The 22,338-nt window shown below is 55.3% G+C and carries 23 protein-coding genes; 13 read left to right on the forward strand and 10 right to left on the reverse strand.

The window, feature by feature from the left end; translation table 11 throughout:
* Positions 1 to 110: 110 nt before the first annotated feature.
* Together HNO51_RS14865 and HNO51_RS14870 are read right to left on the reverse strand one after the other, a co-directional pair.
* Positions 111 to 1,637 carry a DUF3987 domain-containing protein gene (locus HNO51_RS14865; protein ID WP_209537743.1) on the reverse strand — a complete coding sequence of 509 codons (1,527 nt, stop codon included), beginning with the start codon at positions 1,635 to 1,637 and terminating at the stop codon, positions 111 to 113.
* The gene (locus HNO51_RS14870) at positions 1,634 to 1,879 is read right to left on the reverse strand and encodes a helix-turn-helix transcriptional regulator (RefSeq protein ID WP_276571206.1); all 246 of its coding nucleotides are present in this window, start codon (positions 1,877 to 1,879) and stop codon (positions 1,634 to 1,636) included. Before HNO51_RS14870 ends, HNO51_RS14865 begins: the two co-directional genes overlap by 4 nt.
* A gap of 261 nt (positions 1,880 to 2,140) precedes the next feature.
* On the opposite strand from HNO51_RS14870, the gene HNO51_RS14875 reads away from it, so the two are divergent.
* From HNO51_RS14875 to HNO51_RS21325, 6 genes are all read left to right on the forward strand, one after another.
* A complete protein-coding gene (locus HNO51_RS14875) occupies positions 2,141 to 2,458 on the forward strand; it encodes a hypothetical protein (RefSeq protein WP_209537744.1) in 318 nt (105 codons plus the stop codon).
* A 63-nt stretch (positions 2,459 to 2,521) separates the two neighbouring features.
* Positions 2,522 to 3,490 (forward strand): DUF932 domain-containing protein, encoded by a 969-nt coding sequence (locus HNO51_RS14880; RefSeq protein ID WP_209537745.1) that lies wholly within the window; start codon positions 2,522 to 2,524, stop codon positions 3,488 to 3,490.
* 113 nt (positions 3,491 to 3,603) lie between these two features.
* Positions 3,604 to 3,789 (forward strand): hypothetical protein, encoded by a 186-nt coding sequence (locus tag HNO51_RS14885; protein WP_209537746.1) that lies wholly within the window; start codon positions 3,604 to 3,606, stop codon positions 3,787 to 3,789.
* 11 nt (positions 3,790 to 3,800) lie between these two features.
* On the forward strand, positions 3,801 to 4,595 hold the full coding sequence (locus HNO51_RS14890) for an ERF family protein (RefSeq protein ID WP_209537747.1): 795 nt from the start codon (positions 3,801 to 3,803) through the stop codon (positions 4,593 to 4,595).
* Positions 4,596 to 4,707: 112 nt separating this feature from the next.
* Positions 4,708 to 5,319 carry a lambda exonuclease family protein gene (locus tag HNO51_RS14895; protein WP_209537748.1) on the forward strand — a complete coding sequence of 204 codons (612 nt, stop codon included), beginning with the start codon at positions 4,708 to 4,710 and terminating at the stop codon, positions 5,317 to 5,319.
* A 214-nt stretch (positions 5,320 to 5,533) separates the two neighbouring features.
* Entirely contained in the window at positions 5,534 to 5,842 is a 309-nt protein-coding gene (locus tag HNO51_RS21325; RefSeq protein ID WP_479688688.1) for a JAB domain-containing protein, read from the forward strand.
* Positions 5,843 to 6,218: 376 nt separating this feature from the next.
* Here HNO51_RS21325 and HNO51_RS14905 read toward each other — a convergent pair whose 3' ends face one another.
* Both HNO51_RS14905 and HNO51_RS14910 read right to left on the reverse strand, forming a co-directional pair.
* A complete protein-coding gene (locus tag HNO51_RS14905; RefSeq protein WP_338035269.1) occupies positions 6,219 to 6,539 on the reverse strand; it encodes a DUF2798 domain-containing protein in 321 nt (106 codons plus the stop codon).
* A 542-nt stretch (positions 6,540 to 7,081) separates the two neighbouring features.
* Positions 7,082 to 7,519: a hypothetical protein gene (locus HNO51_RS14910; protein ID WP_209537749.1), complete on the reverse strand. Its 438-nt coding sequence runs from the start codon at positions 7,517 to 7,519 to the stop codon at positions 7,082 to 7,084.
* A gap of 480 nt (positions 7,520 to 7,999) precedes the next feature.
* Between HNO51_RS14910 and HNO51_RS14915 the strand changes: the two genes are divergently transcribed.
* The 4 genes from HNO51_RS14915 to HNO51_RS14930 all read left to right on the forward strand — a co-directional run bounded on the left by HNO51_RS14915 (position 8,000) and on the right by HNO51_RS14930 (position 11,522).
* Positions 8,000 to 8,950 carry a PDR/VanB family oxidoreductase gene (locus HNO51_RS14915; protein ID WP_234247253.1) on the forward strand — a complete coding sequence of 317 codons (951 nt, stop codon included), beginning with the start codon at positions 8,000 to 8,002 and terminating at the stop codon, positions 8,948 to 8,950.
* Positions 8,951 to 8,978: 28 nt separating this feature from the next.
* Positions 8,979 to 10,160 (forward strand): Gfo/Idh/MocA family oxidoreductase, encoded by a 1,182-nt coding sequence (locus HNO51_RS14920; RefSeq protein WP_209537750.1) that lies wholly within the window; start codon positions 8,979 to 8,981, stop codon positions 10,158 to 10,160.
* Between the two features lie 65 nt (positions 10,161 to 10,225).
* The gene (locus HNO51_RS14925) at positions 10,226 to 10,711 is read left to right on the forward strand and encodes a MarR family winged helix-turn-helix transcriptional regulator (protein ID WP_086508639.1); all 486 of its coding nucleotides are present in this window, start codon (positions 10,226 to 10,228) and stop codon (positions 10,709 to 10,711) included.
* A 46-nt stretch (positions 10,712 to 10,757) separates the two neighbouring features.
* On the forward strand, positions 10,758 to 11,522 hold the full coding sequence (locus tag HNO51_RS14930; RefSeq protein WP_086508597.1) for a class II aldolase/adducin family protein: 765 nt from the start codon (positions 10,758 to 10,760) through the stop codon (positions 11,520 to 11,522).
* 93 nt (positions 11,523 to 11,615) lie between these two features.
* Here HNO51_RS14930 and nadC read toward each other — a convergent pair whose 3' ends face one another.
* The 6 genes from nadC to HNO51_RS14960 form a co-directional block, all read right to left on the reverse strand.
* Positions 11,616 to 12,464 (reverse strand): carboxylating nicotinate-nucleotide diphosphorylase, encoded by an 849-nt coding sequence (nadC, locus tag HNO51_RS14935; RefSeq protein ID WP_209537751.1) that lies wholly within the window; start codon positions 12,462 to 12,464, stop codon positions 11,616 to 11,618.
* 29 nt (positions 12,465 to 12,493) lie between these two features.
* Positions 12,494 to 13,390 (reverse strand): DMT family transporter, encoded by an 897-nt coding sequence (locus HNO51_RS14940; RefSeq protein WP_209537752.1) that lies wholly within the window; start codon positions 13,388 to 13,390, stop codon positions 12,494 to 12,496.
* A gap of 89 nt (positions 13,391 to 13,479) precedes the next feature.
* Positions 13,480 to 15,396, reverse strand: coding sequence for a TRAP transporter permease (locus HNO51_RS14945; RefSeq protein ID WP_209537753.1), 1,917 nt, complete (start codon positions 15,394 to 15,396; stop codon positions 13,480 to 13,482).
* A 35-nt stretch (positions 15,397 to 15,431) separates the two neighbouring features.
* A complete protein-coding gene (locus tag HNO51_RS14950; protein ID WP_086508593.1) occupies positions 15,432 to 16,430 on the reverse strand; it encodes a TAXI family TRAP transporter solute-binding subunit in 999 nt (332 codons plus the stop codon).
* Positions 16,431 to 16,528: 98 nt separating this feature from the next.
* Positions 16,529 to 17,521, reverse strand: a complete 993-nt coding sequence (locus HNO51_RS14955) for a 4,5-dihydroxyphthalate decarboxylase (RefSeq protein WP_086508592.1) — start codon at positions 17,519 to 17,521, stop codon at positions 16,529 to 16,531.
* Between the two features lie 82 nt (positions 17,522 to 17,603).
* Positions 17,604 to 18,917: a Rieske 2Fe-2S domain-containing protein gene (locus HNO51_RS14960; RefSeq protein ID WP_086508591.1), complete on the reverse strand. Its 1,314-nt coding sequence runs from the start codon at positions 18,915 to 18,917 to the stop codon at positions 17,604 to 17,606.
* A gap of 685 nt (positions 18,918 to 19,602) precedes the next feature.
* Here HNO51_RS14960 and HNO51_RS14965 point away from each other — a divergent pair.
* Genes HNO51_RS14965 through HNO51_RS14975 form a run of 3 tightly spaced genes read left to right on the forward strand, consistent with a single transcriptional unit; the run spans position 19,603 to position 22,276 of the window.
* Complete coding sequence (locus HNO51_RS14965; RefSeq protein ID WP_209537754.1) at positions 19,603 to 20,982, forward strand: thiamine pyrophosphate-binding protein; 1,380 nt, start codon at positions 19,603 to 19,605, stop codon at positions 20,980 to 20,982.
* Entirely contained in the window at positions 20,909 to 21,331 is a 423-nt protein-coding gene (locus tag HNO51_RS14970) for a thiamine pyrophosphate-dependent enzyme (RefSeq protein ID WP_242597124.1), read from the forward strand. Before HNO51_RS14965 ends, HNO51_RS14970 begins: the two co-directional genes overlap by 74 nt.
* A 3-nt stretch (positions 21,332 to 21,334) precedes the next feature.
* Positions 21,335 to 22,276 carry an aldehyde dehydrogenase family protein gene (locus HNO51_RS14975; RefSeq protein WP_209537756.1) on the forward strand — a complete coding sequence of 314 codons (942 nt, stop codon included), beginning with the start codon at positions 21,335 to 21,337 and terminating at the stop codon, positions 22,274 to 22,276.
* Positions 22,277 to 22,338 lie beyond the last annotated feature (62 nt).

Consider the following 22,338-nt stretch of genomic DNA (forward strand, 5'->3'; position numbering starts at 1 on the left):
ACCTAATAACATATACTCCAAAATAAAAACCTTAAAATAGAGCCCAATATTCCGCCTGTTTACAGGCACGAATTCCACATTCTAAACAACCAGAGAGAAATAAGTTAATGTCAATACCTCCTCCCTGAAAAAGAACCCCCTACCGACATCGCGGCCACATAATCAAAAGTAAGCCAAGGGAAGAAATCCAAACATACCGTATTCCCCGAGAAGTATTGAACAACGCTTTGTTTTTGGACAAGCCGATCAATAGCCGCATTTAGCCTTTTCGAATTTCGAAGCGATTCTGGCACTACAACTCTTCTAACAGTGTTCTTTTTGATGTAGCGAATCCCCATGCTGCGTTTTTTGTCAATCCACTCCTGCAGGAGCACCTCGTCTCTTTCTTCTTGAGAGGCCTGATTGAAAATCTCTCGATGCTGTTTGACAAAATACATAGCCAAGTGCAAAGAGTGATCTATCACAGCTGAGTTGATTTTTTCTTGAGGGCCTTGCTCAAATACGCTTAACAAGCATGCGAGCCGCAAGATTTTTTCTCCAAGCTTCGAGCCATAGCCATCATGACCCTCGAATATCCCCCCTGGATTCATCTCATGCTCAATAGCATTGTTGATCATTACCATTTTCTCCTCTGCATCTTCATCTAGTTGCACAACTATTCTGGCCTTTTCTCCCGAGAGGATTCCAGGAAGCATTCTGACATAAGCATCTAGCTTCTCATAATAATCAGAATAAATGGTGCTTCTGTTGACACTTTCCTCCTTTGCTTTATATCGCCTTCCAATAGTCGACTCAGGCCGTGCCATAAAAGTCCTAGCAAAGAAGCCAGATGCTTCCATTACCTCACCATATTTACTGAAGTACTCTTCGAAGACTCCTGGCTGAACATCTATGCTGACTGTAAGCCTGCCATTTACCACAACGCTAGACTCAGATGTCTTCCTTGTAATCTTAACTGTCTCCCCACTATACAAACATAGCACGGCCGGACTTTTTATTGCTGAGCTTTTAAGAACCACACCCCCTTCACCTGAGGCAATAGCTGCATACTTGCATCCTTTACTCATGCGATCAACAAAAGCTTCTGCTGAAGAGTCAGTATGGATAATTTGCATATCACTGGGTGGCTGGGGCTTTTCCTCATGCAATGCCTTTAACTGAGCTTCAGCATCTTTAGTACACTCCTCCTTACCAAGAAGCCTCTTAATCTTTTTTTTCAAAAAACGCTTTTTCTCCTCAAAAATCTCTAGCTCTAGAGAGTAATCACGCTGGCGCTTTTCACTTTGCTCGTCAAGCTCCTTCTGAAATTCATAAATCGGCTTGTAGGCCGCACTTTCTACAGCAGTTTTCCTCTCTCCACTTTTGGCAAGCGTAATGAAATAGCATGATATTGGAACCACTTCTCCACGTGGCGTCTGAACATCAACGAGATGTTGCAGGCCTATAGAGAGCGCAGAAAGTAGCTTGGCAATAATAAGTCCTCTAGGTGCTTGAATCTCTTGCTGCAGCTCATCCGCCACCTTTTCTATTAATGTGTTACCATGAGTTTTCCGAACTTCTTTTTGAAATCCATAGTCTGCAAGGATAATACGACTATTTTGTATAGCATACCTGATATCATCATACCCAGACATCATCGCCCCCTCACACTCTCCTCTCGTTTTTTTATACAGGACTCAATCCACTCCTCGACTTCTGACTCCACCCAGGCAACTGATGATGCTCCAATACTGACTTGGCGGGGAAATTCAGGATCATAGTGAGGGCACTTAGCATCTAGCTTATTGTAAATGCTTGACCGAGAAAGCCCTGTCCTTTCCATCACTTGCTTCAGCTTCAGAAGCACCCTTGGTTGATGACTACCAATGTAATTGCTCATTGAAAAAATCCTTGTTGACCGACAGGGCAAGGATGGCAAAGGAAGGTGATCGGCGAAATTGTTAAGAGCTGTCAAAAGGTGTCAGGTCTGACAAATACCATGAAAAGCGGCGTAGGCATGGCCCCTTCATCTGCTACTTCCGCTACTAGTAGCGGAAGTAGCAGGGGTATCGAGCCCCTATCCCAATATTTTACAGGCCTATATCACCCCTATGAGCTGAGCCCTCCTTGGGCTTGACCTACCAGCACAGGAGATGTCGATATGCCCCCACCCTGCTCGCGCTGTGCTTCCCAGCGCATCATCAATCTCGAGACTACTCGCAAGCTGGGCACGGCTGTCGGTGCGCTGGCCGGCTCCCTCAGGGGGGCCTATGCGTCGCTCTACTCTCCTGGTCGGCTGCTGGTGGCCTCGACCCAGTTCCCTCTCAGTCGAGTCGCCACTGCGGTAGTGGCTGCCACGACGGGAGGAATCGCGGGAGCCACCGCCGGGAATCAGATGATCCAGAGCCTGTTTCCGCCCGGCGAGGGCACGCCCTGGCTATGCCTGGGCTGCGGCCACGCTTTCCGCGTTATCGACTAACTCGTTTACATCCTTCCTCTACCACCGGCGATCTGCCGGTTTTTTTCGTCAAGGAGCATTTCCATGGCACACCAAATCGAACACATGGCCTACGTCGGCGATACTCCCTGGCACGGCCTGGGGCAGCAGTTATCGCGTAATCAACCGCTCGAGGTCTGGAGGCAGCAGGCCGGCATGGACTGGCACATTGAAGAATCGCCGGTGCGCTTCATTGCCGATGGCGCCGGGCACCTGGGCAGCATCCACTCCTTCCCGGAGCAGAAGGTGCTTTATCGCTCGGACACCCGAGCACCGCTGTCGGTAGTCTCCCAGCGCTACAAGGTGGTGCAGCCCGAAGAGGTGCTGGAGTTCTACCGCGACCTGACCGAGTACGCCGGCTATGAGCTGGAGACCGCCGGGGTGCTCAAGGGCGGGCGCAAGTTCTGGGCCCTGGCCCGTAGTGGCCTGGGTACGGCGCTGAAGGGGCAGGATCAGGTCAACGCCTACCTCTTGCTGGCCACGTCCTGTGACGGGTCGCTGGCCACGGTGGCCACGCCGACCTCGGTGCGGGTGGTCTGCAACAACACCTTGACCATCGCCGTGGACGGCATGAGCCAGGGAGTAAAGGTGCCTCACAGCACGGAGTTCAACCCTCAGCGGGTCAAGCAACAGCTGGGCATCTCGGTCTCGCAGTGGGACGACTTCATGTACCGCATGAAGACCCTGGCCGAGCGCAAGGTCAGCCAGGAGGAAGTGAAGACCTACTTCCAGGCGGTGATCTGCAACGCCGAGGTACCGATGGACGATCCTTCCAAGCTGCCCAACTACCGGGCACTGAACCGCGTTCAGAAGCTCTATCACGATGAAGGGCGTGGTTCGCAGCTATGCACGGCGCAGGGCACCGCCTGGGGCCTGCTCAACGCCATCACCGAGTACGTAGATCACGAGAAGCGTGCGCGCAGCAATGACTACCGCATGGATTCCGCCTGGTTCGGCCAGGGGGCGAGCCTCAAGGATAAGGCGCTCGAATCCGCCATGGCCCTGGTGGCCTGAGTCTCACCTGAGATGACGTCCCCCTTGCGGTCCCGTCCACCAGGTTCTTTTTCCCCTTTCACGGCATAGCGCCCGACCCCACCAGGTCGGGCGTTTTCGATTCTGGAGGTCCCATGCCACTGCCCCTCTCACTGGAGGCCTGTCGGGCGCTGACGCAGCTGACCCGCCAACTGCTTGGTGCTGGCCAAAAGCAAACCCAGACCCACGTGATGGCTCATGGCCAGGTGTTCCGCGTGGTCGTGTCGTTGGAGCCGGTCCCTGCCGATCAGCTCCAGGATGTCTTCAAGCACTATCAGTAAAAGGAGGTCACATGACCACACCCAGCCAACCTTCACGTAGCAAGGCCAACGGCCGGGCTCCGGCTACCCGCCAGACCTCAGTCCCAGTCACCGAGGCAGTACCGGTTCCGGCGTCACCGCTGCAGGAAAGCACCGCGATCATCCAGGTGATCGAGCGTGCTGCCCTCAACCCCGAAGTCGACATCGACAAGATGGAGCGCCTGCTGCAGATGCAGGAGCGCGTCCTCGACCGCCAGGCGCTGATGGCCTATAGCGCCGCCATGGCGGCGATGCAGACGGAACTGCCGAGCATCGTCGAACGCGGCCAGGGCAACAACGGCGCCTACGCCACGCTGGAGGACATCGTCGACACCGTGCGCCCCATCATGCAGCACCACGGCTTTGCGGTGAGCTTCCGTATCCAGACCCAGGAGCGCGGCATCCAGGTCACCGGGGTGCTGATGCACAAGGACGGCCACCGCGAGGAGACCAGCATGCTGCTGCCGGCCGATACCAGCGGCAGCAAGAACGCCGTGCAGGCCTTCGGCTCCTCGACCAGCTACGGCAAGCGCTACGTGCTGTGTGCACTGCTCAACATCACCACCCGGGGCCAGGACGACAACGGTCATGGTGCGGCGCCGCCAATGAAGGTGGTCACTCCGTTCCAGGCGAGTCAGCTCCAGCAGTTGATCAGTGCCTGCCCCGTGACTACTCAGGAGTGGTTCGTCGGCAAGTACGGCGACGTGGCGCAGGTGCCACGCAGCGACTTCGACAAGCTGCGTGCCTCCTTGCAGAAACGCGCCGTGCCCCAGCGTCAACGTCACTGACCCACCACCGAGCCCATTCACCCCTACCACCATCACCCAATCCATGACGCCTGCATAAACCGGCGAGGGTAATCCCTCGCCGCTATGCCGTGGTGTTAGAAGGAGGTTTGTCATGCAGATCCTGACACTGGAACAGGGCACGCCCGAGTGGCATGCCGCCCGTCTTGGCATCGTCACCATGTCCGAGCTGAAGACCCTGCTGGTCAATGGCAAGGGGCCGGAAGGCTTCGGAGCCGGTGCCATCAGTTACATGCATCAGCTGATCGGGGAGCGTATCACCGGTGAGCCCTCGGATGCCTTTCAGGGCAATGCGCACACTCAGCGAGGCCATGAACTTGAGCCTATCGCCAGGGAGCTTTATCACGAGGCCACCGGCCTGCCCCGCCTCGAGCAGGTCGGTATCATCCTCAACCACGGGGTGGGCTACTCGCCGGACTGCCTGGTGGACAGTAACGGCCTGGTCGAGATCAAGACCAAGCTGCCCAAGTACCAGATCGAGCTGCTGCTCGAGGGTGAGCTGCCCCAGGAGCACGTGGCACAGTGCCAGGGCGGCCTGTGGGTCAGCGAGCGGGAGTGGATCGACTTCGTCAGCTACTGGCCGGGGATGCCGCTGTTCGTCAAGCGCGCCTATCGCGACGAGGCGCTGATCCGCACCATCGCCGAGCGCGTGGAGGCGTTCTACGAGGAAATGGAGCGCCGCATGGCCATGGTCATGGTAGCCTGAGGAGACACACCATGAACCATCGCAAGCTGAGTGCCGGCGAGACCGCCGGCACCTACCGAATCACCGACACGGTGACAGAAGCGGAGCTCCTGAGCATCGTCAAGGCCTTCGCCCGTCGCCGCCTGGCCAGGGGACGCAAGATCTCCCAGTCAGCGCAGACGTTCGAGTACCTGCAGGTGCTGCTGCAGGACTACGAGCATGAGGTGTCAGTGCGATGTTCCTCGATAGCCAGCACCGCGTTATCAGCTTCGAGGAGCTGTTCCGCGGCACCATCGACTCGGCCAGTGTCTACCCTCGGGAGGTGGTGAAACGCGCCCTGGCGCATAACGCCGCTGCCGTGATCCTGGTCCACAACCACCCCTCGGGCGATCCCGAACCCAGCGATGCGGACCGGCGCATCACCCAGCGCCTGAAAGAAGCGCTGGGTCTGGTGGAGATTCGGGTCATTGATCATATCGTGGTCGGTAGCAAACGATGTGAGTCCTTTGCGGAACTGGGGTATCTTGAGTCTGCGTATAGATAAAACGCCGGTGCCGCCCCATAGGGGCGGCACCGGGACCTTGTAACATTTTTGTTTCATCGCACTTTGCCAGAAGCGAGGCCTCCTCCGTCTCGGGCTAAGAGCAAGTTTGAAATTAACAACCGACGGGCGTCAGCGAGCCGCGCAGGGACGGAGCCCGCGATCTTTGTATCATCACTATTGAAAAAACTAGTGCCTTTTGATTGCATTTTCACCTGTCATATACTACTTGTACGTGCAACTATGAATTCGCGTTTTATCGATTTTCTCACTTACTCAACCGAGTACACTATATCAGACCGAACTGTAATCAACGAAAGCACTGGGAACCTAAAACAAGTGATGGACTTGACGAATGACCCTATGGATCAGGACTTTATCAAACACGCGGGGTCCGACACGCACTGGGAATTCGGATAAGTTTTGCAGCCGCTTTCTGCACTCGAGGTGCGCCGAGAAGAATTAGCAAGAAGGCAATTGGCCAAGAGATATAGAAGGCTCGCCACCACCGGCTGAAGAAACCCGCGTCGAGACCGGTATTAATCCATGTAATCAAACATGTCATCAGTGTCACCATATAGATTGACATCAGCACGGAAAACACCAAGGGCATCAGCCTAGGCGGAAATATCATAACACCTCCACGCCAAAAATATTTAAAAAAATCATATAGCAACAGCCTAGCGCAAAGCTCCTCCATCTTCTGGACCACCTAACAGGTTATCTATGCTCTGATCGGTAGATCCTAGGCTTCAGGCGAACCTGATCTAATGGGGATCCTGCATATCGACATCCTCCGGCTGGGCAGCAATGCCCACGAGCCGCAGGTCTCCAGCCATGTCGCCGATTACAGCCAGCGTGGGGATCAGTGGCGAGAGGTGGATGCCTAGGCATGCCCATTGTACGACGAGCCTATCCTAGTGGCTGATGACTTCACGGGCAAGCCATCGATATCTAGTGTCACATCCCGTGGCCGGTGTACCGGGTGCAGGAAGCCGCCTGGATCCTTCTCGACTATGCCCAGCTCAATGCCAGCTACCGCTCGCCAACCGGAACTGAGCGCCACGCCTCACCATCCAAACGGCGCGTTCTTCTTTGCACGCAAGTACGGTGGCCGCCACAACGTATCGATACGCCCTGTGGCTCCCTGATAGAACTCGAGGACGCGACTCGATGGGACGACTACTACTTGACCATAGAGCTACCCCCAAGGGCACCGCACACGTGTCAAGAGCTATACCGTCATACAACCTTACCTAACCTTTCAAAAAATTTCGCACTGGGACAGAAATTTCGCGCCTCCGCGACAGAAGCTCCTGAGCGCATGGACTTCCAGCAGACACCAACTACTGGACAGTTATTGCAAGCTTCCTCCAAGGCTTCAAGCTGAGACGATTCGGTGTTTGAAAAGTCATTCCTCGACACCCCAAACCGACTCATCATCACCGGCATCAGCGTTTCGGCGGGTATCAAACCCCAGCGGCCACCACTGCTCAGCTGCCTCGCCACTTCTCGCTCGAAATCGACTTCAAGCTTGAAGTCGGCATCCTGAATCATCTTTCGATAGGTTTCGGCAGATCCCTCCTGTATATCGAGAACCACTTTCGAGAGAGAACTTTTATAGAAAAAATCCGAAACCCTTTGCATGCCAGCCACCAAACAATCGATACGGATATTCATGATGTCCCATCCTCCAGGTTGGTAAATCAGTGCAAAAAACGCACGCTGCAAAATACTTTCATATCTAACCATCATAGGACGACATGAGATATTTTCTTTGACACAGGTCATTTTTCTCTCTCAAGGAATAACCGACGCCTTCAACCCCGGTGACCTCTCCTCAGATGGCCATTGACAGGAGACCACGCTCAACACGGGATTCGCTCCCTGGCTGTACTTCGTTGACATACTGGACCGGCGGCACACAGCCCAGCGGACCTACGCCCTCCTCGCCTCCATCTCTTCCTGGCCATGCCAGCCCTCTCCACAGTCAGGTTGGCAGCGTGTCGAGCCGCAACAGGAGGCACCCAGTCTTTGCGACCAAAGTCGCAACCTCATGACTTGCATTGTCGCCGGAAAAATACTTAGATATAGAAGTATATTCAGCCACACGACAAGAAAGGTGGGTATCCAATGGCCAGCCCCTCCAACGAACTCCCCATGAGCGAACTGCTCGTCTCCGCACTGGACGCAATCGCTGATGGCATCTACCGCATAGAGCTCGTTGACCCCAATGGCGACGACCTTCCCGAATTCGCACCTGGAGCTCATGTGCGCATCGAGACTCCCAGCGGCCAGATGAGACATTACTCGCTGTGCAACGATCCCGACGAGCAGGAGCGGTATGTCATTGCGGTCAAGCGCGAGGAGGAAGGCACCGGCGGATCGAGGAGCCTGATTGACGAAACCCGGGTGGGCGATCACCTCAAGGTATCGGCGCCGCGCAACGACTTCGAGCTGACAGGTAACCCCGCTCGCTACATCTTCATCGCCGGCGGAATCGGCATCACCCCGATTCTCTCAATGATTCATCACCTGCAGGCAACGGGAGGCAAACCCTTCAAGCTCTACTACTTGACGCGCGAGCCGTCGCAAACTGCCTTTCTCGAGGAACTCAGCGCCCCCGAGTATCGAGGCAAGGTGGTGATCCATCATGACCATGGCGATCCCGACAACGCCTATGACCTGTGGCCGGTCCTCGAGCAGCCCAAGGGAGCCCACATCTACTGTTGCGGCCCCCGGGGACTGATGGAGGCGGTTCGCGACATGACCGGCCACTGGACACCCTCCAGTGTGCACTTCGAGGACTTCGGCGGGAGCCAGACAGCCAGCACAGCAGAGGATACGCCTTTCACCGTACGCCTCCACAAGACCGGCGAGGCGATTCCGGTACCGGCAGGCGTATCGATCCTCGAGGCATTGAGAGTGAACGGCCATCATGTGCCCTACTCCTGCGAAAGTGGTACCTGCGGCTCCTGCCGAACCCGGCTGTTGGAAGGTGAGGCGGAGCACCGTGACCTGGTTTTGTCAGAAGCCGAGCGACAGAATCACATCATGGTCTGTGTCTCGCGCGCACGTTCGAAGGAACTGGTAATCGATCTAGCGGAATAATCCATTGCATCACCACGGAGTGCTCACGATGCCAGTACCCCGCTTGAAACTCGGCGTTGCCGGCCTAGGGCGTGGCTTCATGCTGCTGTTGCCCACCCTCGCGGCCCATCCAGGTATTCGCTTAGTGGCAGCAGCCGATCCACGAGAGGAGGCTCGCCGGCAGTTTAGAGCCGACTTCGGCGCGAGAACCTATGCCGAGGTCGCCGACCTGTGCGCCGATCCTGACGTGGAAGCGATATATGTCGCCACTCCCCACCAATTTCATCGCGAGCATGTCGAACTGGCGGCGGCACATGGCAAGCATGCCCTAGTCGAGAAGCCGATGGCACTCTCCCTTGAGGATTGCCAGGCCATGATCGATGCCATGCGCCGCGCCGGACGCTGGCTAGTCGTCGGACACAGTCATAGCTTCGATGCGCCTTATCTGCGCACTCGCGAGATGATCGACAGCCAAGGGTTCGGGGCGGTGCGCATGATCAGCGCCCTCAATTACACCGACTTTCTCTACCGCCCCCGCCGTCTGGAAGAGCTGGACACCTCGCAGGGCGGCGGTGTGGTGTTCAGCCAGGCTGCTCATCAGGTCGATATCGTGCGTCTGCTCGGCGGCGGGCACGTCAAAAGCGTACGGGCCGCCACTGGAAGCTGGGATCCTGCACGCCCCACGGAAGGCGCCTATAGTGCGCTACTCACCTTCAATAACGGTGTCTTTGCCAGCATGACCTACAGCGGATTCGCGCATTTTGATAGCGACGAACTCTGCGGATGGTCTGGCGAACTAGGCCAGCCTCGAGATCCCGACCAGTACGGCACTGCCAGGGCGAAGCTGGCGAAGATTCAAGGACCCGAAGAGGAAGCCGCTCTCAAGAATACCCGTACCTATGGCGCCGGCCTATCCCTAGCCAATAGCCAACTACAAGACTCGGCACACAATCATTTTGGCTTCATCCTTGTTTCCTGCGATGGTGCCGACCTTCGTCCCCTACCGCACGGGGTACAGGTCTATGCTCATACTCGCCGCTATCTTGAAACATTGCCGTCACCGGAGATCCCGAGGCGTGAAGTCCTGGATGAACTGATAGGTGCCATACGCCATGACCGTCCCCCCATTCACACCGGCGAATGGGGCATGGCCACGATGGAAGTCTGTTTGGCACTGCTTGAATCCGCACGACATAGACATGAAGTCACGCTATCTCACCAGCAGGCATGACTGAACTGGTGTGTTATAATGAAACGTTGGAGTAGGGCAATATTGCTTTCTTGGAGGACGTCACGATGCCCCGTACCAACAATCGGGAAACGCAAACGGTTCTTCGTCATTGGCAAGAGGATGTTCCGGACGATCGCTTGGCCCACTTGATACGCGATGCAGGCCGAGTTCTGACAAAGAGCCTACAGACACGCTTGGCCGAGCACTCGGTAAGCTTCGGTCACTGGTCGTTTCTGCGCATCCTCTGGGTAACGGAAGGATTGACGCAACGCGAGCTCAGTGAACAGGCTGGACTGATGGAGCCCACGACCTTTACCGCCCTGAAAGCAATGGAGGCCAAAGGCCTGATCGAACGCCGACAACTCAATGGTAACCGCAAGAACATACATATCTACCTTACGGAAAAAGGGCGTAATCTCAAGAAAACCCTGATCCCACTTGCTGAGGAAGTCAATGATATTGCCGTGCAAGGTGTCGAATGTGAAGATCTCCGAGTGACGCGGCGCACCTTACTCAAGATCATCAGCAACCTGGCCGAGGCTAACGAATAATTCCTGACCACGACCACTTACACACTCACCACCCTATGGAATAGCGATGAATACCAATAATTCGATCTCAGTTACGGCGACCCAAAGCACAGAATATCTATTGAGGGACCTCGTAGATGCCAACCATATCCTTTTCAATGAAGGCGTACTCGATGCCTTCGGACATGTCAGCATCCGGCACCCGGAAAATACCGAACGGTTTCTGCTGGCGCGGAACATGGCACCCGGGCTCGTCACGTTGGACGATATCCTGACATTCGATCTCGATGGCACCCCCATCGATGCCGATGACCGGCCCGTCTATCTCGAGCGCTTCATTCATGGAGAGATCTACCGTGCACGACCGGATGTCATGGCGGTTGTACATAGCCACTCTCCTTCCGTCGTCCCCTTCAGTGCCGTCAAGTCGACTCCTTTGCGGCCGATGTGCCATATGAGCGGCTTCTTGGGTGCTGGTGCGCCGATCTTCGAGATCCGGGACACGGCAGGCACGGCGACTGACCTGCTGATCCGGGATCGTTCGCTGGGGGCTTCACTTGCCGATTCCCTGGGAAACGACAATGTCGTACTGATGCGTGGGCATGGCGCGACGGTCACCGGGCCTACCTTGAAGCAAGCAGTCTATCGAGCCATCTATGTCGAAGTAAATGCACGGCTTCAAGCTGATGCACTGCGACTTGGCCCCATCGAGTACCTGACACCCGAGGAGGCCAACGCAGCCAGGGAGGCGACCGAGGGGCAGGTGGAAAGGCCCTGGCAACTATGGAAAATGCGGGCACGCCAGGCTCAAGCCCACCTTGGAGGAGTTTGAGGCCTTGGTATATCGGAGATACCTCCAACTGCCGACACCATGCTTGATATTCGAGTGACGTCGGCAGTCCCGTAGGCCTCTCACCCTTTCCTTTCACATCGATAGACGCATCGACAGATCAATCGCCTTGAGGTCCTTGGTAAGGGTGCCAAGGGAGATGTAATCGACCCCTGTCCTTGCGATATCGATCAAGGTGGCCTCGGTCACGCCTCCCGAGGCCTCGAGCGTAACGCGTCCTGCTGCTAAGCTGACTGCCATGCGTATATCCTCGACACAGAAGTTGTCCAACATGATAATGTCGGGCCTCGCCTCGAGTGCTTGCTTGAATTCCTCTAGGTCTTCGACTTCCACTTCGATCGACCTCTCGGGCGCCAGACGCCTCGCTTGGTCTATCGCCATCGCGATACCCCCACAAGCTGAAATATGATTCTCCTTGATAAGAAATGCATCGTACAAGCCCATGCGATGACTATGGCAGCCTCCGCAACATACCGCATATTTCTGAGCCAAACGTAATCCTGGTAGCGTCTTCCTTGTATCTAGAAGCTTAGCAGAAGTCCCTTCAATCAATTTGCAAAAAAAACGGCTACGAGTCGCAGTACCCGAGAGAGTCTGCAGGTAATTGAGTGCCGTTCTTTCCCCTGTCAAAAGTGATCTTGCATTCCCAGCAATATGACAAATCTCTTGACCAACCTCTACCCGATCACCATCTGTGACGCACCAGTCAATTTTTACCTTAGGATCAATTTGGAAAAAAACCTCATCAACCCAGCCAGCACCACAAACTACAGCTTCCTCCTTTGCTATAATAACAGCCTTGCCAATGCAATCACCTGGCACTAATTCAGATGTAATATCACCACTTCCAACATCCTCCCTCAATGCAGCAGCAACATTCCTTTGCATGTCAGCCTTAAGACTTTTCTTTTCCACCCTATACATAAATTATACCCATCTATAAAATTAATTTTTCAAGATGCCCTAAATGACACAATCAGAGCAACACCCAAAACGGTGAAAATGGTGCCGAGAACAACCCATCTATTGAAGACCTCATCGTTTCGCATGTACAATCCTGTAACAAGCAACACAAAAAAAGGGGTCGTCGAAGCCAAGGGGGCAACAACGGAAACCCTACCCACTTGTAGCGCCATATATAGAAACACGGGACCAAGGCTCGAAAACACGCCTGCGGCTACAAATTTCGCAAGTTCTTGAGACTTACACCTGAACACACCTGAAGGCCTGTAAGCCACCAGGTATATAGCGAATAGCAACCAAGAAGTTGAGGTCGTTACCGCTGCCGCAGTAACTGCGTCCGACCCCATATCGATACCCACCTTTCTAAATACAACTGACACACCGTAAGCCAGTGATGCAGCCAATGGCAACAACAGAAACTGCTTCGGAGCGCCAGCACATTCCATCGATCCCTGTCCGCTCTGCAAGCCAAGAAGTATACTTCCAACCAGCACCAGAAATACGCCGAAAAGAGCTCCGCCACCTAGACTTTCACCCAAAAAAACGACTGCCAGAAGCACCGTAAAAATCGGATGTGTCAATGTAATAGGCGTAGTGATATTAGCGCCCAACTTGGCCATGCCCTGAAACTGAAACAGCCGCCCAAGCAAAGGCGCAAAAATACCAGCGAGCACGAAATACTGCCATTCTCCTGAAGGCGTGACACTACCCTTCTCCCTCAGCAAACTCCATGCCCAGAGAAAGCCCACGTTGGTGGTGAGGGTAACCCATAGGGCAGCTAGAGATGATAATGCTTGACCAGCCATCTTGATGAGAACAAATGTGCAAGCGAACATCAGTGACGATGCCAGAGAAAGTAAGATAGGTATGGATTGCGAACTGGCCACCTTGACCTCGCAGAAACCAGGAAAAACAGAGACAGGGTACAGCCTGCCACCCTGTCTCCATGAAGCTACGAATGTAAAAAAATATTAAATCATGCCTGCATCTTGCTTCTATGCAGCCGCAAATGAGGCGTGGCGGCTATAGCCAAGGTGAGGCACACTAAAGCCACTACTACTGCCCACCAGCTCGGCATGATAAAGAGCAGACCGGCCACACCAAAGCCTACTCTCGCAAATGGTTTAGTCAGCCGCTGGCGCCAGAAGCCTTCTACCGCGACACTGAGCAATAGCACGCCCACCACTGCAGAGATGCACGAAACAGCGATGTCTATCCAGCTACCTACCAGCAGCAAGCCCTCGCCATGAACAAAGGCGAACGGTACAATGAAGGCAGTGATGGCTAGCCTCACAGCTCCAGTAGCAATTTCCAGAGGCTTGGCATCCGCGATCGCCGAGGCCGCGAACGCTGCTACGGCCACTGGTGGTGTCATGGCCGAGAGCACTGCAAAATACAGGATAAACATGTTCGCCTGAAGCACACTCAAATCCATGCTTAGCAGAGTGGGACCGACCAGTACAGCTGCCAAGATGAAGGCTGAGGGAGTCGGCATGCCCATTCCAAGGATGATCGCGAGCATGGCAGAGATGACCAGCGCAATAACCGTACTATCGCCAGCAAGCATAAAGACGAGTTCGGCAAATTTTCCTCCCAGTCCTGTCATGGAAATGCCGCCAATCACCAGGCCAGCCGCAGCGCAGGCTGCCACGACGGACACCATACGCAGCGTGGTAACAGCCAAGGCATCCCATATTGCTTTGAGACTCATCCGAGTCGAAGGTCGAACTGCAGATACAACCAGGACCGAGACAGTAGCAATTACAGCCACATAAGTCGGGGAGTAACCCATCACCAGTGCCACAGACAAGGCTACGAGGGGAAGGATAAACAACCCACCGTTCTTGAGAGTTTCTTGGAGGCTCGGTGTTTCATCCTTTGGCAGTCCTTTCAGGCCGAGCTTCTGTGAACGCAAATGCACCTGAACATAAACGCAAAGAAAATATAGCAGCGCCGGAACAATACCGGCAATTACGATATCGCGATACTCGATGCCAGTATATTCCGCCATGATAAATGCTGCTGACCCCATCACCGGTGGCAAGAGGCTCCCACCCGTTGACGCAGCCACTTCAACACTACCCGACAGCGGTTTACTGTAGCCAAGTCGCTGCATGATTGGGATAGTAACGGAGCCCGTCGTGACCACATCGGAAGTGGGGCTGCCTGACATTGTACCGTACAGCCCTGATGAAATCACAGCGATCTTGGCCGGCCCTCCAGGCTTTGACCCAGCAATCGCCGACGATAGATTATAGAAGAACTCGGCCCCACCCGCCTTTGACAGAAAGGTACCGAACATAACAAACAGGAAGGCATAGGTCGCCGCCACTCTGAGAGGCACCCCGAACAACCCATCCGAGGTGAACATCATGATATCAAGGAAGTGGTTGTAGCTGACCTCCCGGAAGCCAAATGCACCCGGGAGGGAGTGCCCCCAAAGATTGTAAGCGACAAAGACCAGCACTACACTGGTAAGACCAAAACCCACAGTCCGTCGAGTTGCTTCAATTGTAAGCACTAGAAGCGCGCTCGCTGCTAGCAAGTCCGGCGTCTCCAGTGGGTCGAACAGGGTGATCCGCTCGGCTATCCGCTGACTTTCCACAAAGAAATAAGCACCGACTATAATGCTAGCTACGACAAAGCACCAGTCTAACAGGCTAGGGCGATCCTGTCGTCCCTCGGGCCCTGCACTCACGTTAATAAACAGCAGAGCCAGCATAGCAGATAGAAAGACGACCATCATGACATAAAGATCAATGTATATGATCGTCGTAGTATAAATGACCGACAGTGCCACAAGGGCAGCGCATCCATGCACTGCCATACTCAATTTTCCTGTCAGGTTTCGCTTGGCACCGGTGCCCGTCAGAAGCAACAAAATTTTACTCATTGCAAGCCTCTCAGCAGTATCACTATCTTCATCAATTAACGGAGGCCCACTTCCTTGAGGTAGCGTTCAGCACCATCGTGATAAGGAACCACTTCAACAGATGCCATGATTTCAGGTGTAAGGGCTCTCATTGCCGAGTGTACGCCTGCGATTTTTTCATAGTTTTCATAAAAAGCCTTTGTCAGGTTATATGCCATTTCCTCGTCCATGTCGCTGCGCACAGCTAAAGCAGCGCTGACAGTAACAGTCGGAGTATCGTTGGGCGCCCATTCATAAGCACCACCAGGGATAATGAATGGATTAGTCCCGCTCCTATCCGCTACTGTACTGATAGTCTCCTCGGACAAAGGCAGCAGGTTCAAATCGACACTCGACGCAGCCTGCATGATGGAAGCTTGTCCGACAAATAGGCTGTTCAAGAACATATCAATGCGGCGATCCTGAATCAGACTGGTCTGCTCACCTGATGCGGCATAAATGATATCGCCTCCCCAGCTCTTAATTTCATCCGGCCCAGCTCCAATAGTCTCCAGCATGGCTATGGCGACATTAGATGCGATATTTCCACGCCTATTGATGGCTATAGTAAGTGGTGCCTCGACATCAGCAATATCCTCAAAACTTTTGATGCCATGCCTTTCAGCTACAGACTCCCTTATGACAGCTTGCATAGGAGACCATGTATAAAGATAAGCGAGCACTCTGACATCGTCATTAACTGGCTCACGAAACGGTGCTTCACCATCACGAGCCAACTGCAGCACAGAATCCTCGATAATGGCAAGGTTTGCATCATCGCGCTGCAGGATGGCAACGTTAGCAATTCCTCCACCTGAAGTTTGGTAGGTGATGGTCGAGCCCGGATGATTTTCTTTCAAGGCACTGTCCAGACCCGCACCGAGCAAGGACCATAGCCCCCCCGGGGAGGCACCGGAGACAGTCAAATTATAGCTTTGAGCTGAAGCGATATTCATCACCAGCCCAGGAACCACAAGGGCCATAGCCACAACAGTCTTTTTAATTGATATTTTCATTTTATCACCTTTTGTACTGGCGTCGTCATTGGTTCTATGGATTATTCTTTTTTTTATCATGGTGTCGCTTTGCGAGGAATACAATATCTCACAAGAAACTAGATCTTAAAGCTTTCCAGCGTGGCGGGATGGAACAGTTCCTCCGGCTTCAGGAGTCGCTGGGAAAGTCCCTCCGCATGATGTTGCTCGAGAAACCGCTCCAGAGCTTGTCGGTTGGGAACAAAGCCGTAGGACCAAAAATCCTCACCCATCAAGCGTCGGGCGGCCTGGAGCTGGTCCTCGACGAACGGAAGAGTCACCTTGGTTGCGGAGGTGTCACTGAGCTTCGCCAGTGCCTTAGCCTTGGATTGCTCGAAAGCCTTGTAGACGGAGAAAGGCAGCCAAGGATGGCGCTCTACAAGCGTCTTGCGAATACCCAGCAGATGCATGATGGGGAAGATGCCGGTTCGCCGATACCAGTCCGAGGCTGCCCGCTGAGGATCACGGTAGAGGTACCCCACATGGGGATGTCCCTGCATAAAACAGGACGGCGCTCGCGGTCCCATTACCGCATCCAACTCACCGGAGGCCAGCATGCCGGAGAGCGTTTCCCCTTCGGGAATGTTCTCTACTCTGACTCCTTCGGGGAGATCGAGGTTGATCTTCTCGACCCGGCCCGGTTCCTCGTAACCGCCACGCATCCAGGTCATATCTCGGGGCTGGAGGCCATGATCCTCCTCGAGGAACAAGCGGGCCCAGACATTGGCGGTCAACTGATATTCGGGAACACCAATACGCTTACCCCGTAGGTCGGCCGGCGATGCGATGCCGCGATCGGTCCGAATGTAGATGGAGGTATGCCGAAAGGCGCGCGAGGGGAAGACGGGCACCCCGATATAGGGACAATCACCCGCCGCTGTTTTCACGGTGTAGCTGCTCAGCGAGAGCTCCGTAATATCGAAGTCGGCATGACGGAATGCACGAAAGAAAATCTCCTCCGGGTCATGCAGCATGAATACCGGGTTCACACCATCGATCTGCACCTCTCCATCGATCAATGGTCTCACGCGGTCGTAATTGCCGACGGCAATCGAAAGTTCCAGCTTGTTCATCAGGGCTCCTGCTTTCTTATCCGTGAGTCGCGATGTTCAGCAACATGAATGGGGTTGCTCCTTGGCTCAGCGTATCGATTTCCTAACGTGAGGAGTGGTGCGGCTCGCCGTCATACAGCTCCGCCTCTTCCGGAGCGGTACCCAATTGACGCCAATCCTCTTCCTTGGGGACGATGCCTTGGAAGGACTTGAGCTTGTAATGCGGAATCCGCGGCTCCTTGGTGCCAATGGCTGGCCCTCCTTGCTGCATGGTCTTGGCGGCCTGCACCATCTGGCGACGGAATTCGACGATCGCCAGGTCACTCGCACCGAGACGATCATGGGTACGATCGGCAATCGGCCCCATGGTTTCCCACATCGCGATGTCCTGATTGGGGATGCCCTTGATCCCGGTGAAACTTGTACCGAGTTGCATGATGCGGCGATCCTGCCAGTAGTTGTTCTCACGAGTACGAAACTTTCGATAATGCTTGTCCACATCGATTCCGATCTGCGTGCCGAGGAACTTACGCCAAGACTCAGTATCAGGCGTGGTACTCGCGTCGCCCCAGGCGATGAAGTGGAACGCTGTATGGGTGTCATCGATCGGCACGTGCAGGATCGCGATATCGTAGAGGTTGTTCGGTGGAATCTGCACGGTGTAGGGCGCGATGAACAGCGTGGTGCGCACGTAATCATGCGTCTTGGCGTCCTTGATCGGACGACGTATCGCTGCATAGCGGAAACCGAACGGCGTGGGCTGCACCTGCAGACGCGGTGCCTTGTCCGTGGACGGGCGTAGCCAGAGCTTGTCGGTGGCCTCGGCACCATCCTTGCGGGCCGGCACCATGTCGGTGGAATGCAGGCTCGAGGAGTGGGCCGAGTCGATGGCGCCCTCGAGGATCTGGGCCCAGTTGCAATCGACAATCACCTTGGAGATAGACACCTTGGTTTCCGGCGTCGGTTGGAACACCGGCGGCATGAACTCCGGCTGCTCCTCGGGCGGCCCCATGTAGACCCAGACAAAACCGGCCGCCTCATGGGTGGGGTACGCCTTGTGCTTGACCTTCTCGGTCATCTTCGATTCGGGTGGCTCGGAAGCCATCTCCAGGACATTGCCCTCGACATCCATCTTCCAGCCATGGTACAGGCAGCGCAGTCCACACTCCTCGTTACGACCCAGCACCAACGACGCGCGCCGATGCGGGCACATCTCGTCCAGCACCCCTACGCGCCCTTCGGTATCGCGGAAAGCCACCAGATCCTCACCGAGCAGCCGAACCCGCACCGGATCACCGTCCGGCTCCTCGATTTCCTCGGATAGGCAAGCGGGCAGCCAGTGACGACGCATGATCTGCCCCATGGGCGCATGACCTTCAACACGGCACAGCAGGTCGTTCTCTTCTTGTGTCAGCATAAGGCACGGTCTCCGTTTCAAGGGGTGGTGAGCTATACGAGCAGCTATCGCCGATAAACTTAGATACCTAACTTCAAAACCTAACCATAGCGCCTCGAACGGCCATGTCAAACCGACTTAAGTCGCATCCCGGACGGCACCGCGATTCTGACGTGCCCCGCTTCCTACCAGCTTCACCACGACCAGAGCCCTGCACCGTGAGCCCCTTCGTCGCGACGAGAGTTCAGGACAGTCGCGTCATCTAGCGCCCGGAGCGCGGATCCAGAAGCCACCGCGCAACATCTGGTGATCATCACCATGGGGCTGCTCAATAAACTGAGCCAGTAACGAAATTAGCATCGGGAAATACAAGCTTCGGGATCTCCCAAGGGAGAACTTCGACTTTAGTATATTTGACATGGACTCCTCAGGGGATACAGTAGTTTAATAAGTTAGATATCTAATAATTATGTTTGTTTTAAATAAATTATTGTTTTAAATGATTTATTTCCTAATTTCTACTCAAAAGAGGTCGAGCAGAGAGGATTGCGTGCTTTTGGCACCGAAATTTCAACGCCGCAGCATGGCAAGGCTCGACGACAAAATAAGGACAAAGAATGGCGAGCCCAAAAGACACTTTTTTTCAGAAATGGACTCTAGGCCAACTCCCCCGGACAAGGCGGAGCTGGCATGGGGAAGTGACGCAATGGCCTGGGCATTGCGCGCGTTACCAATTGATTACATAGCCCTAAATCCCGGGGCCAGTTATCGGGGCTTACATGATAGCCTGGTAAACGTCCTTGGCGACCTAGCGCCCTCTATGCTTGTTTGCCTGCATGAAGAGCATGCCGTTGCCCTTGCCCATGGTTATGCCAAAGTAACCAAACAGCCCATGGCGGTAGCACTGCACAGCAATGTGGGCCTGATACATGCCAGCATGGCGATCTATAACGCTTGGTGTAACCGGGCACCCATGCTCATTCTCGGAGCGACTGGCCCGGTAGATGCCAATCGCAGGCGCCCCTGGATCGACTGGATCCATACCTCTCAGGATCAAGCGGCGCTGATTCGCCCCTTCATCAAATGGGACAACCAGCCCGCATCGGTAGGCGCGGCATTGGAGGCCATTCTCAGGGCATGGCAAACGTCTCGCCGACGCCCCTACGGGCCGGTCTATGTCTGCCTGGACGTTAGTTTACAGGAGCAAGCCATCACCGAGCCCATTAATTTGCCAGACCCACAACGTTTCCTACCAGGTGAGCCCCCCATGCCTTGCGAAAGCAGTCTGGATGAGGCCGCCCGCCTGCTGAACGAGGCACGTAATCCGGTAATACTTGCTGGTCGCGTATCTCGTGATAGCAACGACTGGGAGCGTCGGGTCTCCCTGGCGGAGCGCCTCGGAGCCACAGTGCTGAGTGACCTCAAGGTTGCTGCTGCCTTTTCTACCGAGCATCCCCTTCATCCGTTTGCCCCGGCTTTTCGCCTTTGTGATGACGCCATCGACCTGCTTTCCCGAGCGGACCTGATCCTCAGCCTGGACTGGCTGGACCTGGGCGGAACGTTGTATACCGTCTGGCCTGACGGCAAGCCGACCGCGCACGTCATACACGCCACATTTGATGACTATGCCATGAACGGCTGGGCAATGAATCACCAGCGCATGGCGCCGGTGGACTTGGCACTGGACGGCACGCCCGATACGGTTGTCGAGGCCCTGCTTCATCGCTTGCCAAACACGTCGACTCGACCGCAGGCCAGTCGGCCTCCCGAAGCTTCCCGCACAAAAGACATCAGTGGCTTGTCACTCGACCTGCAGGCGCTGGCCGAGGCGCTGAATGAGCAACTCGATACCCAACCTGTCAGTTACCTGCGCCTGCCCCTGGGCTGGCCCGGCAGCGCCTGTCGCTTCCTCCATCCCTTGGATTATCTCGGCTACGACGGGGGAGCTGGTATCGGTTCAGGACCGGGGATGGGTCGTGGGAGCCGCCCTTGCCCTCAAAGGCAGCGGGCGTGTGCCCCTCGCCACCCTGGGCGACGGCGATCTCATGATGGGAATCAACGCTCTGTGGACCGCCGCCCACCATGACGTGCCGCTGCTGATCGTGGTCGCCAATAATCGTGCCTACTACAACGACGTCGTTCATCAAGAAACTGTGGCCCGGGAGCGCGACCGCCCTGTGGAGAACAAGTGGGTCGGACAGCGTCTCGACCAGCCACTGGTAGATATTGCTGCCATGGCCCGCGCCCAGGGCTTTCAGGCCGAAGGACCGATTACCGATGCTGCTGTCCTGCAAGACTCGTTGCAGCGGGCGCTCGAGAGTGTCGCTCAAGGTATCCCGGTACTCCTCGACGTGGTGGTGGAAGCTGGATATGTGAGCAGCGTCGTGGATTTCGATGGCGACGCTCAGCCGAGAGGCAAAAAAGGGGAAGCTTGAACGATGGCAAACGCAAACAAAGACATCACGCCTGAATCTGTCCTGCCGAACAATCGTGGCCTTTTCTATGATGGGGGATGGCATCGGGCACTCGATGGGCGGCGCATGCCCGTATACAACCCCGCCGATGGCAGTCTCCTAGGCGAGACAGAGGAAGCGACCGCGAGAGATATCGACGAGGCCGTCAAGGCCGCTCATCGAGCGCAGCCACAGTGGCGTGTACTGGCGCCGACACATCGGGCCGCGACAGTACGTGAAATGGCCCGAAGGGTACGTGATCATGCCGAAGAGCTCGCTCTGCTCGATGCCCTGGATTGCGGGAACCCCCGCTCCGCCATGATCGGCGATATGCAGATCGGCGCCAGCCTGCTGGATTACTTCGCTGGATTGGCCACCGAAATCAAGGGGGAAACCATTCCCACCCCCGCAGGCCAGTTGAACTATGTACTGCGTGAACCGCTAGGCGTCGTTGCTCGTCTCGTGCCCTTCAATCATCCGGCAATGTTCGTCTGTGCCAAGATCGCTGCGCCCCTGGTCGCCGGCAATAGCGTAATCATCAAGCCGAGCGAACACACCCCCCTTTCCGCATTGCGGTTGGCGGAACTCTTCGAGGATCTGCTCCCTCCTGGCGTGCTCAGCATCATCAACGGCAAGGCAGAGGCCGGCGCCGCATTGGCCGAGCATGAACGCATCGCCAACGTCAGCCTGGTCGGCAGCATACCGACTGGCCGCGCAGTATCGCGTGCGGCGTCAGCCACGCTCAAGAGTACCTTGATGGAGCTTGGCGGAAAGAATGCCATGCTCGTCTATCCCGATGCCGACCTGGACAAGGCCGCCACCAGTGCGGTGCATGGCATGAACTTCGGCTGGACCGCCGGCCAATCCTGCGGCTCCACGCCGTCAATCTCCACTTCCCCGTCGATCAAAGGACACATGCAGTCGTAGCTTCCCACCGCAACGGATAGTTCTCGTCTGCTCATAAGATTTCCATTACAAGTAATAGTTGT

This window comes from Billgrantia sulfidoxydans, from assembly GCF_017868775.1.
Taxonomy (GTDB): domain Bacteria; phylum Pseudomonadota; class Gammaproteobacteria; order Pseudomonadales; family Halomonadaceae; genus Halomonas; species Halomonas sulfidoxydans.